General features: G+C 72.6%; 13 protein-coding genes. 5 read left to right on the top strand and 8 right to left on the bottom strand.

Annotated features, from left to right (window positions below; genetic code table 11):
- Positions 1–22: 22 nt before the first annotated feature.
- Entirely contained in the window at positions 23–1,093 is a 1,071-nt protein-coding gene (locus J2X68_RS01850; protein WP_310430616.1) for a cellulase family glycosylhydrolase, read from the bottom strand.
- 582 nt (positions 1,094–1,675) lie between these two features.
- Between J2X68_RS01850 and J2X68_RS01845 the strand changes: the two genes are divergently transcribed.
- Positions 1,676–2,626 (top strand): M28 family metallopeptidase, encoded by a 951-nt coding sequence (locus J2X68_RS01845; RefSeq protein ID WP_310430615.1) that lies wholly within the window; start codon positions 1,676–1,678, stop codon positions 2,624–2,626.
- A gap of 65 nt (positions 2,627–2,691) precedes the next feature.
- Here J2X68_RS01845 and J2X68_RS01840 read toward each other — a convergent pair whose 3' ends face one another.
- Genes J2X68_RS01840 through J2X68_RS01810 form a run of 7 tightly spaced genes read right to left on the bottom strand, consistent with a single transcriptional unit; the run spans position 2,692 to position 13,598 of the window.
- Positions 2,692–5,217 carry an AMP-binding protein gene (locus J2X68_RS01840; RefSeq protein WP_310430614.1) on the bottom strand — a complete coding sequence of 842 codons (2,526 nt, stop codon included), beginning with the start codon at positions 5,215–5,217 and terminating at the stop codon, positions 2,692–2,694.
- A 44-nt stretch (positions 5,218–5,261) separates the two neighbouring features.
- Positions 5,262–5,690: a nuclear transport factor 2 family protein gene (locus tag J2X68_RS01835; RefSeq protein WP_310430613.1), complete on the bottom strand. Its 429-nt coding sequence runs from the start codon at positions 5,688–5,690 to the stop codon at positions 5,262–5,264.
- Positions 5,691–5,743: 53 nt separating this feature from the next.
- Positions 5,744–6,985 carry a polyketide synthase gene (locus J2X68_RS01830; RefSeq protein ID WP_310430612.1) on the bottom strand — a complete coding sequence of 414 codons (1,242 nt, stop codon included), beginning with the start codon at positions 6,983–6,985 and terminating at the stop codon, positions 5,744–5,746.
- A gap of 13 nt (positions 6,986–6,998) precedes the next feature.
- A complete protein-coding gene (locus J2X68_RS01825; protein ID WP_310430611.1) occupies positions 6,999–8,012 on the bottom strand; it encodes a zinc-binding dehydrogenase in 1,014 nt (337 codons plus the stop codon).
- 11 nt (positions 8,013–8,023) lie between these two features.
- Positions 8,024–12,286 carry an amino acid adenylation domain-containing protein gene (locus J2X68_RS01820; RefSeq protein WP_310430610.1) on the bottom strand — a complete coding sequence of 1,421 codons (4,263 nt, stop codon included), beginning with the start codon at positions 12,284–12,286 and terminating at the stop codon, positions 8,024–8,026.
- Complete coding sequence (locus tag J2X68_RS01815) at positions 12,283–12,627, bottom strand: acyl carrier protein (RefSeq protein WP_310430609.1); 345 nt, start codon at positions 12,625–12,627, stop codon at positions 12,283–12,285. The genes J2X68_RS01820 and J2X68_RS01815 overlap by 4 nt, the downstream gene beginning before the upstream one ends.
- Positions 12,624–13,598 carry a 2-dehydropantoate 2-reductase gene (locus J2X68_RS01810; RefSeq protein WP_310430608.1) on the bottom strand — a complete coding sequence of 325 codons (975 nt, stop codon included), beginning with the start codon at positions 13,596–13,598 and terminating at the stop codon, positions 12,624–12,626. The genes J2X68_RS01815 and J2X68_RS01810 overlap by 4 nt, the downstream gene beginning before the upstream one ends.
- A gap of 815 nt (positions 13,599–14,413) precedes the next feature.
- Between J2X68_RS01810 and J2X68_RS01805 the strand changes: the two genes are divergently transcribed.
- The 4 genes from J2X68_RS01805 (at position 14,414) to J2X68_RS01790 (ending at position 17,395) form a co-directional block, all read left to right on the top strand.
- Positions 14,414–14,668, top strand: a complete 255-nt coding sequence (locus J2X68_RS01805) for an acyl carrier protein (protein WP_310430607.1) — start codon at positions 14,414–14,416, stop codon at positions 14,666–14,668.
- A gap of 89 nt (positions 14,669–14,757) precedes the next feature.
- Complete coding sequence (locus J2X68_RS01800; RefSeq protein WP_310430606.1) at positions 14,758–15,831, top strand: SAM-dependent methyltransferase; 1,074 nt, start codon at positions 14,758–14,760, stop codon at positions 15,829–15,831.
- Positions 15,831–16,217 carry a cupin domain-containing protein gene (locus J2X68_RS01795; protein ID WP_310430605.1) on the top strand — a complete coding sequence of 129 codons (387 nt, stop codon included), beginning with the start codon at positions 15,831–15,833 and terminating at the stop codon, positions 16,215–16,217. The genes J2X68_RS01800 and J2X68_RS01795 overlap by 1 nt, the downstream gene beginning before the upstream one ends.
- The gene (locus J2X68_RS01790; RefSeq protein ID WP_310430604.1) at positions 16,214–17,395 is read left to right on the top strand and encodes a histidinol-phosphate transaminase; all 1,182 of its coding nucleotides are present in this window, start codon (positions 16,214–16,216) and stop codon (positions 17,393–17,395) included. Before J2X68_RS01795 ends, J2X68_RS01790 begins: the two co-directional genes overlap by 4 nt.
- Positions 17,396–17,450: the final 55 nt, after the last annotated feature.

The following is a 17,450-nucleotide window of genomic DNA, read 5'->3' as shown; positions in this document are numbered from 1 at the left end:
TGCCCGGACGCGCGCGAGCGCCTCAGCCCTCGACGGGCTTGCCGCGGCCCCAGGCCCAGGCGAGGCGGTCGGCGCCCGACTGGTTGGTGGTGGCCAGCCAGGGGCGGGCGGTGCTGCCGGTGAGGGTCTGCACCGAGTACGTGTCGCCGGTGCGCAGCCCCGGCCAGTACACGGAGCCCATCCTCAGCTCGCGGAAGGTGTCGGTGACGGCCTGCACGTAGTTGACGAAGTTGTCGTCCGGGGTCTTCACGTCGTAGTTCAGGCCGGTCGTCATCGGGGCGCCGAACTCGTCCGCGACGGTCCGGTTCGCGCAGTCGCCGATGCGCACCTTCAGGTCGGCCACCCACTGGTCGTAGGTCGCGTAGTCCTTCCAGAACCCGTAGTGGTGCAGGGAGAGATACGTGCCCTTCAGGCGCGGGTCGGCGCAGACCGAGGTGACGTGGTCGTTGTAGCCGGCGCCGCTGACGAACACCCGGTCGCGCGGGACCTTCGCGTACGTCGACAGCCACGTGGCCGCGATGTCGGCCCACTCGGTGTCGGTGTAGCCGTGCGGCTCGTTCATCGGCTCGAAGTAGACGTGCTCGTCGTTCTTGTACGCCTTGACGACGGTGTCCCACATCGGCCAGTAGGCGGCCGTGTCGTCGATGAACCCGTCCTTGCGGGCGCCGGTGCCCTCCCAGTAGGAGACGATGACCTTGAAGCCCTGGTCGGAGGCCGCGTCGACGACCCCGCGGTAGGACTTCCAGTACGCGCTGTCGACCGTGTACGGGTTGATGGGCAGCCGCACGGTGTTGGCGCCGAGGTTCGCGCGGAACGCCGCGATGATCCGGGTCGCCTTCGCGTAGGTCTGCCGGTAGGTGTCCGTGGTCGACAGGCCGGACAGCTGAAGGAGGTCGTCGGCGAAGTTGTCGCGCGGGTCGGCCCAGTTCACGCCCTTGAACTGCGTCGTGCCGGTGGCCGGCGCGGCTCCGGTGGAGGAGGCGGCGGCGGGGCTGCCGGCCAGGGTCGTGCCGGTGACGGCGGCGACGGCGACCGCGACGAGGGCGGCGCGCAGGCGGGGCGAACGGGAGGCTCTGGTGGGGGTCTTGCGCATGACGTGCCCTTTCAGGAGAGGCGGCTCGGCGCTGGGGGACGCGCGGGCTGGGCGGCGGCCGCCACGCGATGTTTGCGTAAACATCACGCCCCGGGGGTGGCAGATGTTTACGTAAACATGGCGGCGCCGGAATCGTGGCACCCGGCGATGTGATCGTCAAGGTTTCGGGCGCGTAACGCCCGTTGCCCGATGGGCGGGTGGGGCGGATGCGGCCGGTGGCGGGGCGGACCGCCGGTCGCCGCCGCGAGGGGCGGCCCGCACCTGTGCCGACCGCGCCCGGGCCCCGCGGGCGAGCGTGGCGGCCGGGTCCCGCCGCCCGCTTTCCGCGTCCGGCCGGGCGGTCGCGCCGGACCCCTTCCCGCAGGTGTGAAATCGCGTCATGAATTCCTGTGGCGCACCGGCGTGGCGCGGCCCTTCCGAGGGTGATTTCCGTTGGGCTTCCGGGCGGGAATGCCATGGTGGCCCACCTGGCGGAAAAGGACCGCCCGGACGCCTCCGTTTGTGAATTCCGTTGGCTTTGGAACAAGCTTCGTGGAAGTATCCGGGAAGATCAATTAAATGGCACCGAGAAGGGAATCAGCTGTGCCTTTCAAGCCGTCCCGTCCGGCCGTCGTCGCGGCGTCCACGCTGTCCGTCCTCATGCTGACAACGGTCGGCGTGCACGCGGAAGAGCCTGCTCAGGCAGGCGCGGCGCCCGACATCTCCGTCACCCGAGTGATGCGGCACCTCGACGCGCTCCAGCGGATCTCCGACGCGAACAACGGAAACCGAGCCCACGGCACGGCCGGTTATCAGGCCTCCGTGGACTATGTGAAGAAAAAGCTGGACGCCGCCGGATTCACCACCTCGCTCCAGGAATTCGAGTTCGGTGGAAAGAAGAGCTGGAATCTTATCGCCGACTGGCCCAGGGGTGGCCGGTCCGGGAATGTCCTCATGATCGGGGCGCATCTCGACTCGGTGGAGACGAGCCCCGGAATCAATGACAACGGCTCCAGCGTCGCCGCGATCCTGGAGACCGCGCTCACGGTGTCCGCGAAGCACGTCACCCCTTCCCAGCACCTCCGGTTCGGCTTCTGGGGCACGGAGGAGGAGACCTACATCGGCTCCACGCACTACGTGAACACCCTGCCGGCGGCCGAACTGTCCAAGATCACCGCCTATCTGAACTTCGACATGATCGGCTCACCGAACCCCGGGTACTTCGTCTACGACCAGAGCCCCGAGGTCGCCCGGCACTTCGACGGGTACTTCGCCGCCAAGGGCATCCCCACCGAGCCCGCGACCGCCCTCAACGGCCGCAGCGACCACGAGCCGTTCCTGGCCAAGGGCGTCCCGGTGGGCGGGATCTTCACCGGATCCGCCGAGATCAAGACCCCGGAGCAGGCCGCGAAGTGGGGCGGCACCGCAGGCGAGGCCATGGACAAGTGCTACCACCAGGCCTGCGACACCCCCGCCAACATCGACAGGCGGGCCCTGGACGTCAACAGCGACGCCGTCGCCTCGATGGTGTGGAAGCTGGGCGTGCGCGGCTAGGACCCGTGCGGCCGCCGAGGGGGCGGGACATCCGGCGCCTGCCGGGTGTCCCGCCCCCTCGGCTCTCAGGCCCGTCGGCGCTCCCGGGGGCGGACGGCCAGCCGGGCCAGCCGCTCCCGGTCGACCTTGCCCGTCGGGCCGACCGGCAGGGCCGGCAGGACGAGCACGTGCTCCGGCAGCATGTAGCTGGGCAGGCTCTGCGCGAGATGCCGGCGGACGAACCCGCCGCGCGGCAGCGGGTCCTGGCCTCCCACGGCCACGGCCGCCACGATCTGCGGGCCCTCGTCGCCCCGCAGCGTGGTGACCGCGCAGTCCACCACCCCCGGCACCTGCCGCAGGGCGGCCAGCACCTCGCCCAGCTCGATCCGGTAGCCGCGCACCTTGACCTGGTCGTCCCGGCGGCCCCGGAACTCCAGGTTGCCGTCGGCCATCCACCGGGCCCGGTCGCCCGTGGCGTACATGGACTCGTCCGCCAGGCCGCTCACCGTGTCGGCCGTGAACTTGGCGGCCGTCAGCTCCGGATCGCCGACATAACCGTCGGCCACGACCACGCCCGCGATGTGGAGATCGCCCTCGACACCGATCGGGCACGGCTTCCGGTCGCCGTCCAGGACGTAGTAGCGGGCGTTCTGGATCGGCTTGCCGTACGGGACGCTCGTCCAGGCCGGGTCGATCTCGCCGACGTCGAAGTGGTTGGACCAGATCGTCGCCTCGGTCGCGCCGCCCAGCGCCACGACATGGGCCCGCGGGAATCGGGCCCGGACCCGGCCGGGCAGGGCCAGCGGCACCCAGTCGCCGCTGAGGAAGACCAGCCGCAGGCTCGGCACCGGGTCGGCGGCCGCCCCGCCAGACCCGCCCGCCCCACCCGTCTCGTCCGGCACACCCGTCTCGTCCCTCACACCCGTCTCGTCCGGTCCACCCGTCCCGTCGGATCCAGCCGGTCCGTCCGGTCCGTCGGCGAAGGACATCACCATGCCGAGCGCGGCGGGCGCCGAGTCCCAGAAGGTGATCGGCTCGCGCAGCATGATGTCCAGCAGCCGCTCGCCGTCGGACAGTTCGGCGGCCGGGACGACGCGCAGACTGGCGCCCGCCGCGAGCACGCCGAGCAGGTCGTAGACGGACAGGTCGAAGGTGAGCGCGGTGACCCACAGCAGACAGTCGTCCGGACCCACGGCGTAGGTCTCGTTCACCCACTGGATGACGTTGACGGCACTGCGGTGGCGCACCGACACGCCCTTCGGCACGCCGGTGGAGCCCGAGGTGAAGATGACGTACGCGGTGTCGTCGGCGCCGGGACCGGCCGGCAGCGGCAGCGCCCGTGCCTCCTCGACGTCGCTCCAGGTGCTGATCACCGGCGTGTGCGGGGCGGCCGTGTCGGGCGGCGCCAGGCGCAGGACGACGTCGTACCGGTCCCGCAGGACCGGTGGCCAGTCCTCCCCGTCGCGCCGGTGGACCTCCGCCCGGACCGGCAGGCCCAGTTGGGCGGAGAGTCGCCCGAACCACTCGGCGGGGACCCGCAGATGACCGGAGTCGTCGCCCTCGCCCGGCTCCGCGAGGTCGGCGAGGACCACCGCCCCGCCCGGTGCCAGGGCGCCCACGGCGTCCCGCAGCACGCAGCGCAGGTACTCGAACCCGGGGAAGAACTGGGCGACGCTCGCGAGCAGGACGACGTCCGCGCTCGCCGGGGCCAGCACCTGGCCGAGGTCGGCGGCCGCGGCCCGCACGAACCGCGCCCCCTCGCCGGCCTCCCGCCCCGCCCGCTCCAGCGCGACGGCCGACACGTCGACGCCCGTGTAACCGGCCACCCGGTCCCGCAGCGCCCCCGCGATCAGACCGGCGCCGCAGCCCACCTCGACGACCCGGGGCCGCGCCGCCGCAGGAGCCGCCGACAGCACCAGGTCGCGCACGTGCGCGACGTAGGTGTCGATCTGCGCGGCGGAGATCGAGTCGCCGGGGTTCCGGTTGAAGCCGGAGGCCCGGCCCAGGTCCTCGTCCTCGGCGACGGCGTCCCACAGCAGGCCCACCGCCTCCGTGTCCAGCGGGTCCGGGGCCGCGGCCCGCAGATCCGTGCAGACCAGCCGCACGCCGGAGCCCGCGAGCTGCCCGGCCTCCTCCGCTCGGCGCGCCAGCGCATGGCCGGTGACGAGCCATGCGATGCCCGACTGGCGGAGCGGCGCCGCGATCCTGGAGGCCGGCCAGCGCGCGTCCAGCGGCACATAGGCGGCGCCGGTGCGCAGCACGCCGACGACCGCCAGCACGCTGTCCCACGAGTTCTCGTGCAGGATGCCGACGAACGCGCCCCGGCCCACCCCGTGACCGGCGAGGAAACGGGCGAGCAGGCCCGAGTCGGCCCACAGTTCGCCGTACGTCCTGACCTCCCCCTCGCCGAGGCGGACGGCGGGAGCGTCGGGGGACTCCCGCACGCGCCGCTCGATCAGGTCGATCATGCTCGCCCGGTCCTCGAACGGCCGTGCCGTGTCGTTCCACTCGGCCGGCGGCACCTCCCAGGAATCCGTCGACAGCTCCGTCGACGGCTCCGCCGAGCGCTCCCTCGACCGCTGTGCCGGTTGCCCGGACGGCTGGTCTGCCATCTGCTCTGCCCTCCTTCAGCGGTTCACGGATGCGCGGACGGAGGTCAGATCACCCGGCCGTACTTCGGGTTGTCGCGGTGGATGACCCGCTCGCGGATGCGCAGTTCACCCTCCTCGCGCACCATCAGGTCCTCGACGCTGGAGGACGAGAAGAAGTGCACCTCGTCCAGCGTGTTCGTCTGGGTCACCAGCGAGTAGTAGGTGACGCGCAGGCCGTCGCCCTCGGTCTCCTCGATCAGGAAGTGGTCGAACCAGTGCCGGGTGACCAGCCCCTCGTACATCGGGAGCATGCTCTTCATCTTGGCGCGCATCGCCTCGCGGCCCTCCACCTTCTCGCCGCGGTGCGGGTGGGCGACCGAGCCGTCCTCGGTGAAGGTCGCGGTGAAACGCTCGATGTCCAGGTCGTCCAGGACGCGCATCTGGCGGGCGTAGAAGTTCTTGACCTCGACGTAGAGGTCGGCGGTGACGGACATGCGTGCTCCTCGGTAAGGGAAACGGAAACCGGTGGGTGGTCGGTGGGCCGGCGTCAGCGCGCCGGGGCTTCCTCGAGGACGAGGAAGGCGTTGGTGCCGCCCACGCCGGCCGACATCAGGCCGGCCTTGCGCGGGCGGCCGTTCGTGGGCCAGGGGCGGCCTTCGGGGAGGATGCCGAAGCGCTCGCCGCGCCCGGTGAACTCCTCGATGGGGAACTCGGTGTTCGGGGTCGCGGGCAGGAAGCCGCGGTCGATCGCGAGGCACGTCTTGATCAGGGCCGCCATCCCGGCGGCGGTGTCGCAGTGGCCGACGGAGGCCTTCACCGAGCCGACCGCCACCGGCGGCCCGTCGGCGCCGAGCCCCTCGATCAGCGCGGTCGCCTCGATCTGGTCGTTCAGCGGGATGCCGACGCCGTGCGTCTCGACGTAGTCGACGTCGGCCCCGGTCAGCCCCGCCGCCTCCAGAGCCCGGCGCACCGCGCGGACCTTGCCGTCGACGCCGGGGATGACGAAACCGGGCTTGGCCCGCCCGTCGTTGGTGACGGCGCCGCCCCGGACGACGGCGTAGACCGGATCGCCGTCGCGCAGGGCGTCGTCCAGCCTGCGCAGCAGGACGGCCCCGGAGCCGTCGCCGGGCACCACACCGTTGTGCCGGCGGTCGAAGGGGCGCACGATGCCCTCGGTGGAGTAGATGCTGCGCGGGGAGCGCAGGTAGGAGCCGTCGGCGTCCTCCTGGATCGCCACCGCGCCGGCCAGCGCGTAGTCGCAGGCGTGCGCCCGCAGGCTCTGGCAGGCGAGCTGGACGGCCACCGTGGAGGTGGCGCACGCCGAGTCCAGCATCAGCGACTCGCCCCACAGGTCCTGGAGATAGGAGAAGTAGGGCCCGGCGAACGTCGGGTCGACGTGCACCACGTCGTCGAAGGCGGCCCGCGGCACGTGCTTGGTGCGGGCGCAGCCGGCGTAGACCGCGGTCCGGTCGGCGATCGCCGACAGCCTGAGCCCGGCGTCCTCCGCCGCCTGCCACAGCGACTCCTGGAGGATGCCGTGCTGCGGGTCCAGGCCCTCGACGCCGACGAGCGTGTGGTCGTACGCGCCCCGGTGCGGGGCGAGCCCCCACGAGTGGACCCGCAGCCGGTCCTCGCCCAGGTCCTCCACGACCGGGACCGGCTCCCGCCGGAAGCAGTCCCGGCCCGCCACGAGGTTGTCCCAGAACGCCCCGACGTCGGGCGCCTCGGCGAAGCGTCCGCCGACGCCGATGACGGCCACCGGGGCCGAATGCTTGGCGAGTTCCGACATGCCTGTCCTCCCGTCAGCCGAAAGTGAGCGCGATCTTGACGACGTCGTCCTGCCGGTGGTGCGCGAGGTCGAAGGCGTCGGCGATGTTCTTGATGTCGAAGGTGTGGGTGATGTGGTCGTCGACCCGGATCGAGCCGTCACCGATCAGCTCCAGCGCGGTCCGGAAGGAGGGCAGCCCGGGTTCCAGCTGGGCGCCGCCGACCGCGGTGATCAACTGAGCCTGCCGGACGAAGAGATGGGCGTACGGGATGCGCATGTCGTAGTCCTCGGGCATGCCGAAGAAGCCCAGCCGGCCGTGCTGTCCGACCATCCGCATCGCGTGCTCGCGCGCTCCGTCGGTGCCGGCCGCCTCGACGACCAGGTCGGCGCCCTTGCCGCCGGTCGCCTCCATGACGACCTCCTCGGCGCTCTGCCCGGGCACGTGCACGGTCGCGTCCGCGCCCAGGGAACGGGCCACCGCCAGCCGTCCCGGCTCCAGGTCGACGGCGACGACCTTCTCGAACCCGCGGTGCTTGAGCAGCTGCTGGAACAGCAGTCCCGCCGAGCCGACGCCGACGACGGCGGCCGTCGATCCCTCCGGCACCGGCTCCGGCCAGAACCGCTTCAGCGCGAAGACGACGGTCCCGAGCTGCTGCGCCATCAGCTGGACGGTCGGCGCCCCGGTGCCCTTCACCGGCAGCAGGAACCGGTCGGCGATGGTCTGGTAGCGGGCGAACGACGCCATGTAGGCGTGGTTGGGCACGGTGAGCACCAGGTCGCCCGGCGAGAAGCGGGCCGACCGGCTCTCGACGACCTCCCCGACGCCCTCGTGCCCCGGGTAGCCCGCCGGGCAGGGGTAGGGGTGGTCGCGCATGTCCCGGAAGAAGGGGGACTCGGCGCGCACCCGGTGCACATCGCTGCCGCAGATGGCGGCCACGGTGTTGCGGACGAGGACCTCGCCCTCGGCCGGCTCCCGGAAGGCGACCTCCGCCACCTCCAGACGCCCGGGTTCGACGAGAACGGCGGCTTCGCCACGTACGTGCGACATGCGGACCTTCCTTAGGAATGTGCGGGGAGCGCGGACGCGGAAGACGCCCACGACAGGGGGTGGCCGGGCAGCCGCAGCCGGCGCGCCGGGCCGGCCGGCGTCAGCCGCACCTCGGCGCCCTGGCACCACAGCGCCGCGAGAGCCGACAGCAGGGCCCGCTCGTCGGGCTCCACCGCCTCGACGTCGAGGACGGCCACCTCGCCGAGCCGGTCACAGGCGGCCCGGAGCAGCTTGGCCGGTTCGGCCTCGGCCGACAGGTGCTGTTCCTGCGGCGCGGGCCCGTCGGGGAGCAGCGGACCCAGCGCGGTGGACCACAGCAGGGCGGGACGGCGGGGCACGGGAACGCGCGCCGAGGTCCCGTCGGCGGCCAGCCGCACGCCTTCCCCGGGCGTGAGCGCGCCGCTCACCACCGCGGCCGCGAACCGTCCCGTTCCCCCGCCGTACACGGCCGCCGGGGTCACGCCCCGCTCGGCGAACCGACCGGCCAGCCGCAGCTGACGGTCGAGCGCTTCGGCGGCCCGGCCGGCGCCGTCCGGCGGTCCGTCCGCGAAGGCGAACACCACGGCCGGGGGAGAACCGGGGACGGCGGGCGGCGCGGTGTGCGGGGCGCGCAGCGCGCGCACCGCCTCGGCCAGGTCGGACGCCACGACGGCGCACCGGTGAGCGAAATGGTGACGCCCGACGTCCAGCGTGTGGGCCACGTCCGCCAGTGTCAGGCCGGGGTTCGCCTCCAGGTGGGCGGCCAGCCGTTCGCGGGCCACGGCCAAGGCGTCCGCGGTGGCCGCCGAGAGGGCGACGATCCGCGGACCGGACGGCGACACCGGCGTCCGCGCGCCGGTCCGCCGGGGTGTGACGGCGGACGGGGTGCGAGTGGCGTCGGCGGGGGCCGGGGCAGCGACCGCGGCCGTGGTCGTGGGCGTGGTCGCCGCGATCAGGCGGGCCTGGTCGTGCACCGTGACATGGCGCAGCAGGTCGATGACCGGGACGTCGGCGCCGGTCGTCAGCCGCAGCTGCTCGCGCAGCTTCACCAGCAGCAGCGAATGCCCGCCGGCGTCGAAGAAGTTGCGGTCGGGCCCGAACCCGTCGTGCTCCAGCACCGCCCGCCAGGCGGCCCGCACACCTTCCGCCACGGAGGCCACGGAGGCCACGGAGGTCAGGGAAGGCGCGCCGGTCGCGGAAGGCGCGGAGGGCGGTTCCGGCGCCCGGGTCGCGGTGGAGGCCGGCGCGGGGTCGGGACGGGCGGACCGGGTCGCCCGCTCCGGGTCCGGCAGCCGACGCCGGTCGATCTTGCCGGTCGGGGTCAGCGGCAGCTCTGCGACCAGCACCAGGTGGCTGGGCACGGCGAAGGCGGGCAGCCGCAGTCTGGCGTGCCGGCCGAGCTCGTCGGCGTCCGTCCCGGGCGCGGCCACCGCGTAGGCGACGATCTCCTTCTCGCCGCGCCCGTTGACGCGCGTCGTGACGAAGACCGACCCGACGGCCGGATGCGCGTCCAGCACCGCCTCCACCTCGCCGAGTTCGACGCGCTGGCTGCGGATCTTCACCTGGTTGTCGTTGCGGCCGATGAACTCCAGCAGCCCGTCGGGGCGCCAGCGCACCCGGTCGCCGGTCCGGTAGAGCCGGGTCGTGCCGTCGGTGACGAACCTGTCCGCCGTCATGCCGGGCGCGTTGAGGTAACCGTCGGCCAACCCCGCCCCGCCGAGCAGGAGTTCACCGGGGACCCCGCGCGGCGCCGGACGGGTGCCGCCTTCCTGCACCACCCGTACCTCGGTGCCCGGCACCGGGCGGCCGATGGGCACCGTCCTGGCGTTCGGCGCCAGGTCGGTGATCGGGAACCAGGTCGAGGTGAAGGAGTTCTCGGTGGGCCCGTAGCTGTGCAGCAGGACGCCGGGACGGGACCAGCGCAGCGCACGGCGCATGTGCCGCACGGAGATCAGCTCACCGCCGAAGTACACCCGCCGCAGCGACTGGAGCAGGTCCGGGGCGTCCTCGATGATCCGGTTGAGCAGCGGTGTCGTCACGAGCAGCGTGCTCACCCCGCGCTCGCGGACCACCGTGCGCATCTCGCGGGGACTGAGCACCAGGTGCTTGTCGAGGACGACCAGTTGCGCGCCGTGTGCGAGGGCGCCCCAGATCTCGTAGCTGGCGCCGTCGAAGTTGAGCGGGCACAGCTGCGCGACGACGTCGGTCTCGTCCAGCGGGAGGAAGTCGGGCCGTTCGAAGAGCCGGGCCAGCCCGCGGTGCGGCAGGACGACCCCCTTGGGCCGGCCGGTGGTGCCGGACGTGTAGAGGACGCAGAGGGTCGCGCCGTCGTCGTACGCGATCTCGGGGGCGGACCGGCCGCGGGCCCGCGCGAGCGCCTCGGCGACCGGTACGGCGGTGTCCTGCGGCACGTCGAGGGCCTGTCCGCAGTCCGGGTCGACGACGAGGACCGCGGGACGGGCGTCGTCCACGATCAGCTGGAGCTGGGCCTGCGGATAGGCGGGGTCGAGCGGGAGGTACGCGGCCCCGGCCAGGACGGAGGCCAGCCAGAACACCGGGGTCTCGACGCCGGGGGAGAGCAGCAGCGCCACGGTGTCGCCGGGGCCGACACCCCGGTCGCGCAGCCAGCCCGCCACCTCGCCCGCGCGGACGGCGAGTTCGCCGTAGTCGAGGGTGCGCTCGCCGTGGCGTACGGCGACCGCGTCCGGGCGGGCGGCGGCGTGCCGCAGGACCAGCCCGGCGATGTCCGGCGCCGGTGACGCGACGGGCGCGCCGTGCGCGGAGACCTCGGACAGGCCCGGGTCGCAGGCGGCGAGCAGGTCGCCGCAGGGGCTGTCCGGGGCGGCCACCGCGCGGGCCAGCAGCTCGCGCAGCTCCTCGGCGAAGAGTGCGGCGGTGGCGGGGAGGTAGCGGGCGGTGTCGTAGTAGACGCACAGCCGGGTGCCGGCCGCGCTCTCCAGCACGTTGACCGAGAACTCGTACTTCGTCGTCTCGTCCGGGTGGTCGAAGCGGCGGACGGTCACCCCCGCGGCCTGCCACTCGTCCTCGTAGGCGGGGGTGTACATGAACACCGTCCGCTCCACGCCCGGTCCGTTCGCCTGCGCGCTGCGGATCTCCCGCAGCCGCCGCACCGGGAGATGGGCGTGTTCCATCGCGTCGAGCATCTGCTCGCGCAGCCGGGCCGCCACGTCCAGGAAGCTGTCGTCGAGGGAGACCCGGTCCCGCATCGGCAGCGCCCGGCTGAACAGGTCGACCCGCTCGGCGTCGGCGTACCGGCGGCCGGCGAAGACCATGCCGAAGGTGCCCTCGGCCTCCCCGGCCCACGCGTGCAGCAGCACCGACCAGGCGGCGAGCAGCACGACGGCCGGGGAGCCGCGTTCGGCGGCGGCCAGCGCGTGGACGCCCGCGTGCACCTCGGCGGGCAGGAGCAGCTCCACCCGGCCGGAGGGACCGGGGAAACCGTCCTCCGGCACCAGGTCGTGCGGCGGTGCGAGGGAGGCGGGCGCGTCCCGCAGGACGGAGGTCCAGTACTTCTCGGCGTCGGCGTCGGCGTCGGCGTCGATATCGGGTTCGGCGTCGATATCGGGGTCCGTGTCGGCGTGCGCGTCGGTACCGGGGTCGTCACCGGAGCCGGTGCCGGGGGCTGCGAGGGGGCCGCCGCGGACGGCGGTCCCGGCGCCCACGGCGGCAACGGCGTCAGCAGCGGCCGCACCCGCACCCGCATCCGCAGCCGCAGCCGCTCCGGCACCCGCCCCGCTCTCGGCGCCGAGGCCGGCCCGGACGTCCGCCCGGACGCCGGACGTGCGCGGAGCCGCGTCCTTGCCGCCCGTCGTGCGGGAGCGGTACGCCGTCACCAGGTCCTCGGCGAGGATCCGGCTGGACCAGCCGTCGGAGACGATGTGGTGCATCGTGACGGCGAGCAGCGCGCCGCCCTCCCCGGTCAGCAGCGTCGCCCGCAGCAGCGGCGCGGTGGCCAGGTCGAAGGGCGCCCGGCCGGCGACGACCGCGCGGGCGAGGGCCCGCGCACGGTCGTATCCGCCCGGGAGCCGTTCGGTGACGAACGCCATCGGCGGGTCGGTCTCGGCGGTGCGCCACAGTTCGCCGCCCTCGGTGACGAAGGCGCGGCGCAGGGCCGGGTGGGCGGTCAGCACGTCGCCGAGCGCGGCGCGCAGCGCCGGCACGTCGACGGTCGGGGTGAACTCCAGGTCGACGGTGACGTTGTAGCGGTCGGACTCCGGCTCGCGCTGGCAGGCGAGCCAGACGTCCAACTGCTCGGACGAGGCCGGTTCCCTCACTGCGGCACCGCCAGGTGCTCGCCGGCGGCGCCCGTGCGCAGGGTGCGCACCAGGTTGGCCACCGTGCGCACCGAGTGGAAGTGGAGCGGGGTGAACTCGGCGTCCGTGATGGCCACGCCGAAGCGCTGCTCGCACTGGGCGCGCAGTTCCACGAAGCCGAGGGAGTCCAGGCCCAGCACGTCCTGGAGGCCGTCGTCGTCCCCGATGCGTTCGGTGGGCACGTCCAGGAAGAGGTCCTCGACGAGGATCTCCTTGAGGGTCGCTTCCAGGGTGTCGTCGAGTGCCTCGCCCGAACCGGCTGTCCTGCCCGTGCCGACGGTCTCGCCCGAACCGGCTGTCATGACGTTTCTCCCTTGCGGTAGGTGGATCGGTGCGGTGCGGGAATCTCCGCCCGGAGCTCCCGCTCCGCGGCCCTGCGCGCCAGTTCGGTCAGCGCGGGTACGGCCACGTGATGCTCCCGGGCACGGCGCAGCACCGGCTCGGTGAGCGCGGCGAGTTCGGTCGGCCGGACCCCGGCGGCGACGTCCCGGTGCAGGGAGGTGTCGGTCCGGCCCGGCAGGGTGTCCAGGGTGTGCAGCAGGTTCCGCTCGTCGACGGCGACGGTGTCCGCCGCGGCCAGGGCACAGGCCTCCCGGGCGGCGTCGTGCAGCAGGGCGGAGAGCTCCGGCCGTCGGCGGACGATGCCGAGGGGACCGTCGGCCGCGGTGGTGGCCAGCGCCAACGGCAGCAGGAGGACCAGCTTGCGCCAGAGGACGTGCGCCGGGTCCCGCTCCGGGGTGCAGCCGAGACCCGCGTCGGCGAGGACCTCGGCGAGCCCGCCCAGCCGTCGGCCGCCGGAGCCCCCGTCGGGCAGGTCCGCGGCGCGGTCCGCCTCGGTTGCCGCGAGGCTGACCTCCGCGTACAGGGAGTTCCAGGTGACCCGGCCGGGCGCGGTGCGTTCCGCCTCGATGAGGATCGCGCCGACGAGCTGGCGGGAGCCGAACCGGGTCCGCAGCGCTCGCGGATGGTCGAGTCCGTTGAGCAGCGGGACGACCGCGTCCGGGGTCAGCCGTGGGGCGACCCGGGCCAGGGCGGCGTCCAGCGCGGGCGCCTTCACGGTCACCCACAGGGCGTCGACCGGCTCGTCGAGCCGCTCCACCGCGCGTGCCTCCACGGCGAGGTCGCCGTGCAGTCTGCTGTGGACGTCGATCGCGCCGCGGTAGCGGGCTCGTGAGGACTCCCGCATCACCAGCACGACCTCGTGGCCCGCGCGGGCCAGCGCCGCCCCGAGGGCGAGCCCGACTCCCCCGGCGCCCAGAATCGCATGCCTCAACACGCTTCCTCGATGCATCTCGTGACGAATGCCGCTGCCCGCACAGCGGTGCGCGCACAGGTGTGCGCTGTGCGGCGGGCAGCGGTGGACAGCACCGTGTGAATGACGGAGAAAGGCCGGCTACGGCCTTCGAAAGACCAGGCGGTCACGGGTCAGGTGATCGCCCGGTCCAAGGATCATCGGAGTTCGAAAAGGACTCTGACGGAATAGGGAACCGGTTGGTCGACCGGTTCTTTCTCCCCCGTTGCGGCGTACATCATTCCCCCTGTCACGCCGGTTGACGTCGGCCTCGAACGCAACCCTTGAAATACTGCGTTCACAATCGACTCATCGACCGTAGAGGTGCCGAGTTTCGGCCGTCAACCCGCTTTTCGGCCAACCGGATGGCCGATGCACGTGAATGTCGCGGCGGGTTTACACCCACGGTCGAAGCGTTGGCCAGGGGTGATCCGGCGCAGGCTGGCCGACATTCGACCCTTGACTGGCTCGATGGCCGCTGCCTACTCTCCGATATCGGCGATCTGTCGCCAGGGTGAGCAATCACCGCAGGGACCGAACCGGTCTGACCTACCGGTGGAGCGTCCGTTTCTACGGGGGAAAACAATTGAAGTCAGACTCGGCCACGCCCATGTGCGGGCCCGTTTTACGGCTGCTCCGCATCCGGGGTGATCGACCGTGATCCTTCATGACACGGGGGAATTCCTTTGAGCGACGACGGCGTGAAAACACGTCCGGATCCGTATGCCGGGCGATCTTCCGGCCAACCTTGCGGACCGACGTCCGCACCGCCTTCCCGGCCGGCTTCCGAGCCATCCGTGACACCGTCCGCGCAGGCCATGGAGGACCAGGTCAGAGCGGCGTGGATCGAGGTGCTGGGGCATGACGACTTCGATGACGACACCCCCTTCCTCGAGGCGGGCGGTCACTCACTGAAAGCCACTCAGGTGCTCATGCGACTGCGCCGGCGGCTCGGCGTCCGGCTGCCCAACCGGCTGTTCTTCGACCACCCCACCGTGCGGGAACTGGCGGTGGCGGTGGAACGCGTCGCCGCCACCTCGCCCCGCGTGTGACCGGTCGCCGGCGATTCGGGCGTCGGCATCGAATCAACGTCGGCTCGACCGGAGCTCGGCATTCGACCGAAACAAGGAAGGCACTTCTCGTGACTGCTCCCCTTTCCCGTGACGGCCTCCAAGAGTTAGGTGAAAGCGTTTTCCGTCCCGCCGAATGGCAGGGCGCCGCGAACACTCCGCTCGATGCCGACACCGCGTTCAACGGGTTCATCTCCACCCATGTCGTTTTCGCCCTGGAGCAATTGGGGTTGTTCGCCTGGTTCGACGAGGCCGACCGGCTCGATCCGCGCGAGTACTGCTGGCGCCGTCAGCTGGACGAAAGCGTTTTCCGCCAGTTGTTGTCGGCGGCGGCGGCCTTCGGTTATCTCGACGTCGGCGACGAAGTGGTGACGCCCACCCCGGCCTGGAGTGAACTCCGCCGGAAAATAGGCTTCTTCACCTGGGGCGTGGGCGGATACCACGACGTTTTCGCCAACGCCGCGTCCATCGCGCGAGGAGAACGCGCCTTCGGCAAGGACGTGTTGCGCGACGAGGCCATGGTGGCGCTCGGCTCCGCCCAGGCCGACATGGCGCTGATGCGGAACCTGCTCGACGAACAGATCGCCGCCCTCGACTTCTCGGTCCTCGCCGACCTCGGCAGCGGGATCAGCGAGCGCGTGTGCCGTCTCGTCAAGTCCCGCCCCGGCGCCCGCGGTCTGGGCCTGGACATCAGCGCCTCGGCCACCGCGCTGGCGGCCGGCACGGTCGAGCGCCACGAGCTGGCCGACCGCGTCCAGCCGATCTGCGCCGACGTCCTCGACGTCCTCTTCCGGGGCCGCCGCATCGAGGGCGCCGACCAGGTGGACGTCGCGATGAGCTTCATGTTCCTGCACGACCTGCTGGTCGACCCCACCACCCGGACCGACGTCATCCCGGCGCTGCGCAAGGCGTTCCCCCGCGCGCACACCTTCCTGCTCGCCGACACCACCGTCCGGCCGCGCGGGGAGAAGGACACGCTGCCCGTCTTCTCCAGCGGCTTCGAGCTCGCCCACGCGCTGATGGGCGTCCCGATCTACACGCGCGAGGAGTACGAGAACCTCTTCCACGAGGGCGGGTTGCACCTGCGCCGGACGGTTCCCTTCGGCGCCCCGCACACCTACCTGTTCGTCCTGGAGGCCCAGTGATGAGCGAACGAGGTCCCGCCGACCCCGAGATCGTGGAGGATCTGCCCATCCCCCTCGCCGTGGCCGGGCACCACCAGCCCGCACCCTTCTATCTCACCGCGGACATGTTCGGCGGCCTGCCCGTGCAGCTCGCCGGCGGGGAACTGAGCACCCTGGTCGGCAAGCCCGTCGCCGCGCCGCACACCCACCCGGTCGACGAGCTGTACCTGCTGGTCTCACCGAACAAGGGCGGCGCCCGCATCGAGGTCCGGCTCGACGGCAGACGGCACGAACTGCTCTCCCCGGCCGTCATGCGGATCCCGGCCGGCAGCGAACACTGCTTCCTGACCCTGGAGGCGGAGGTCGGCAGCTACTGCTTCGGCGTCCTCCTCGGGAACGACCTGTGACCCCGGCCGCGGGGCAGCCGGCGAACCCGGTCGCGGGAGAGCCGGCGGCCTCTGCGGGACAGCCGGTCCTTCCGGCCGGGACGACGGTCCCGGCCGGCGCGGGGCCGGTCCCGGCCGGGGGGCGAGCGCCCGTCGTCGGCCGGGCGTTCAACGCGAGCGTCCCCGGAGCCGACGACCTGGTCCGGCTGCACCTCAGCGAGAGTCCGCACGGCGCCTGCAAGGCGGCCGTGCGGGCGGCCGAACGCGAACTGGCGCGGGTCAACGTCTATCCGGACCCCGAGCGGGGGGAGCTGGTGCGGGCGCTCGCCGCACACTGGGACGTCGGCCCGGAGCACATCGCCGTCGCCAACGGCAGTGACGAACTCGTCCTGGCCACCGCCCTCACCCTCGGCGACCGGAGCCTTCCCGGGCTCGTCACCGACGGCACGTTCCCCGGCTACCGGACCTGTCTGGAGCTCGTCGGACGCGGCTGCACCGCCGTGGCGCCGGTCGGCACCGCCGTCGACGCCGACGGGTTCGCCGCGCTGCTGCCCGGGCACGGCATCGGCTACCTGTGCAACCCGCACAACCCCAGCGGCGCGGCCCTGACCCGGCGGGAACTGGCCGCGCTGACCGACGCCTCCCACCGCAGCGGGGTCCCGCTGGTGTGCGACGAGGCGTACATGGAGTTCGCCGACCCGGACACCCCGCAGACCCGCGATCTGCAGGACGGGGACGCGCCGGTCGTCGCCCTGCGCACCTTCTCCAAGGCCTACGGCCTGGCCGCGCTGCGCGTCGGCTACGCCGTGGGCCGGCCCGATCTGATCGCCGGGCTGCGGGCGACCCTGCGCGCCCTGCCCTTCAGCGTGAACCGGCTCGCCCAGGCGGCCGCGACCGCCGCCCTCGGCGACCGGGACTTCGTCGACGGGGTACGCCGGTCCACCGCCGAACGGCGGCACTGGTTCGTCGGCGAGCTGGACCGGCGGGGGCGCGCCCATCTGCCCTCCGTGACCAACTTCGTCGCCGTCGCGGCCCAGGACTGCGCCCGCGCGCAGGATCGTCTCGCCGCCGATTTCGGCATTCTCGTTCGCAATGCGGGACTGTTCGGATTCCCCGGATACCTCCGCACGTCGCTCGGCGAACAAAAGGACCTCCTGCGGTTCCTCGACGCCCTCGACGAGATCGAAGAATCTTCCTGAATTCCCACCGGAACGCCCGGCGAAACGACCGACCGAACGAGAACGACTGGAGGCT

Source organism: Streptomyces sp. 3330 (genome assembly GCF_031456635.1).
GTDB lineage: Bacteria > Actinomycetota > Actinomycetes > Streptomycetales > Streptomycetaceae > Streptomyces.
Note: the sequence above shows the minus strand (reverse complement) of the source record. Positions and strands in the feature narration are given on the sequence as shown.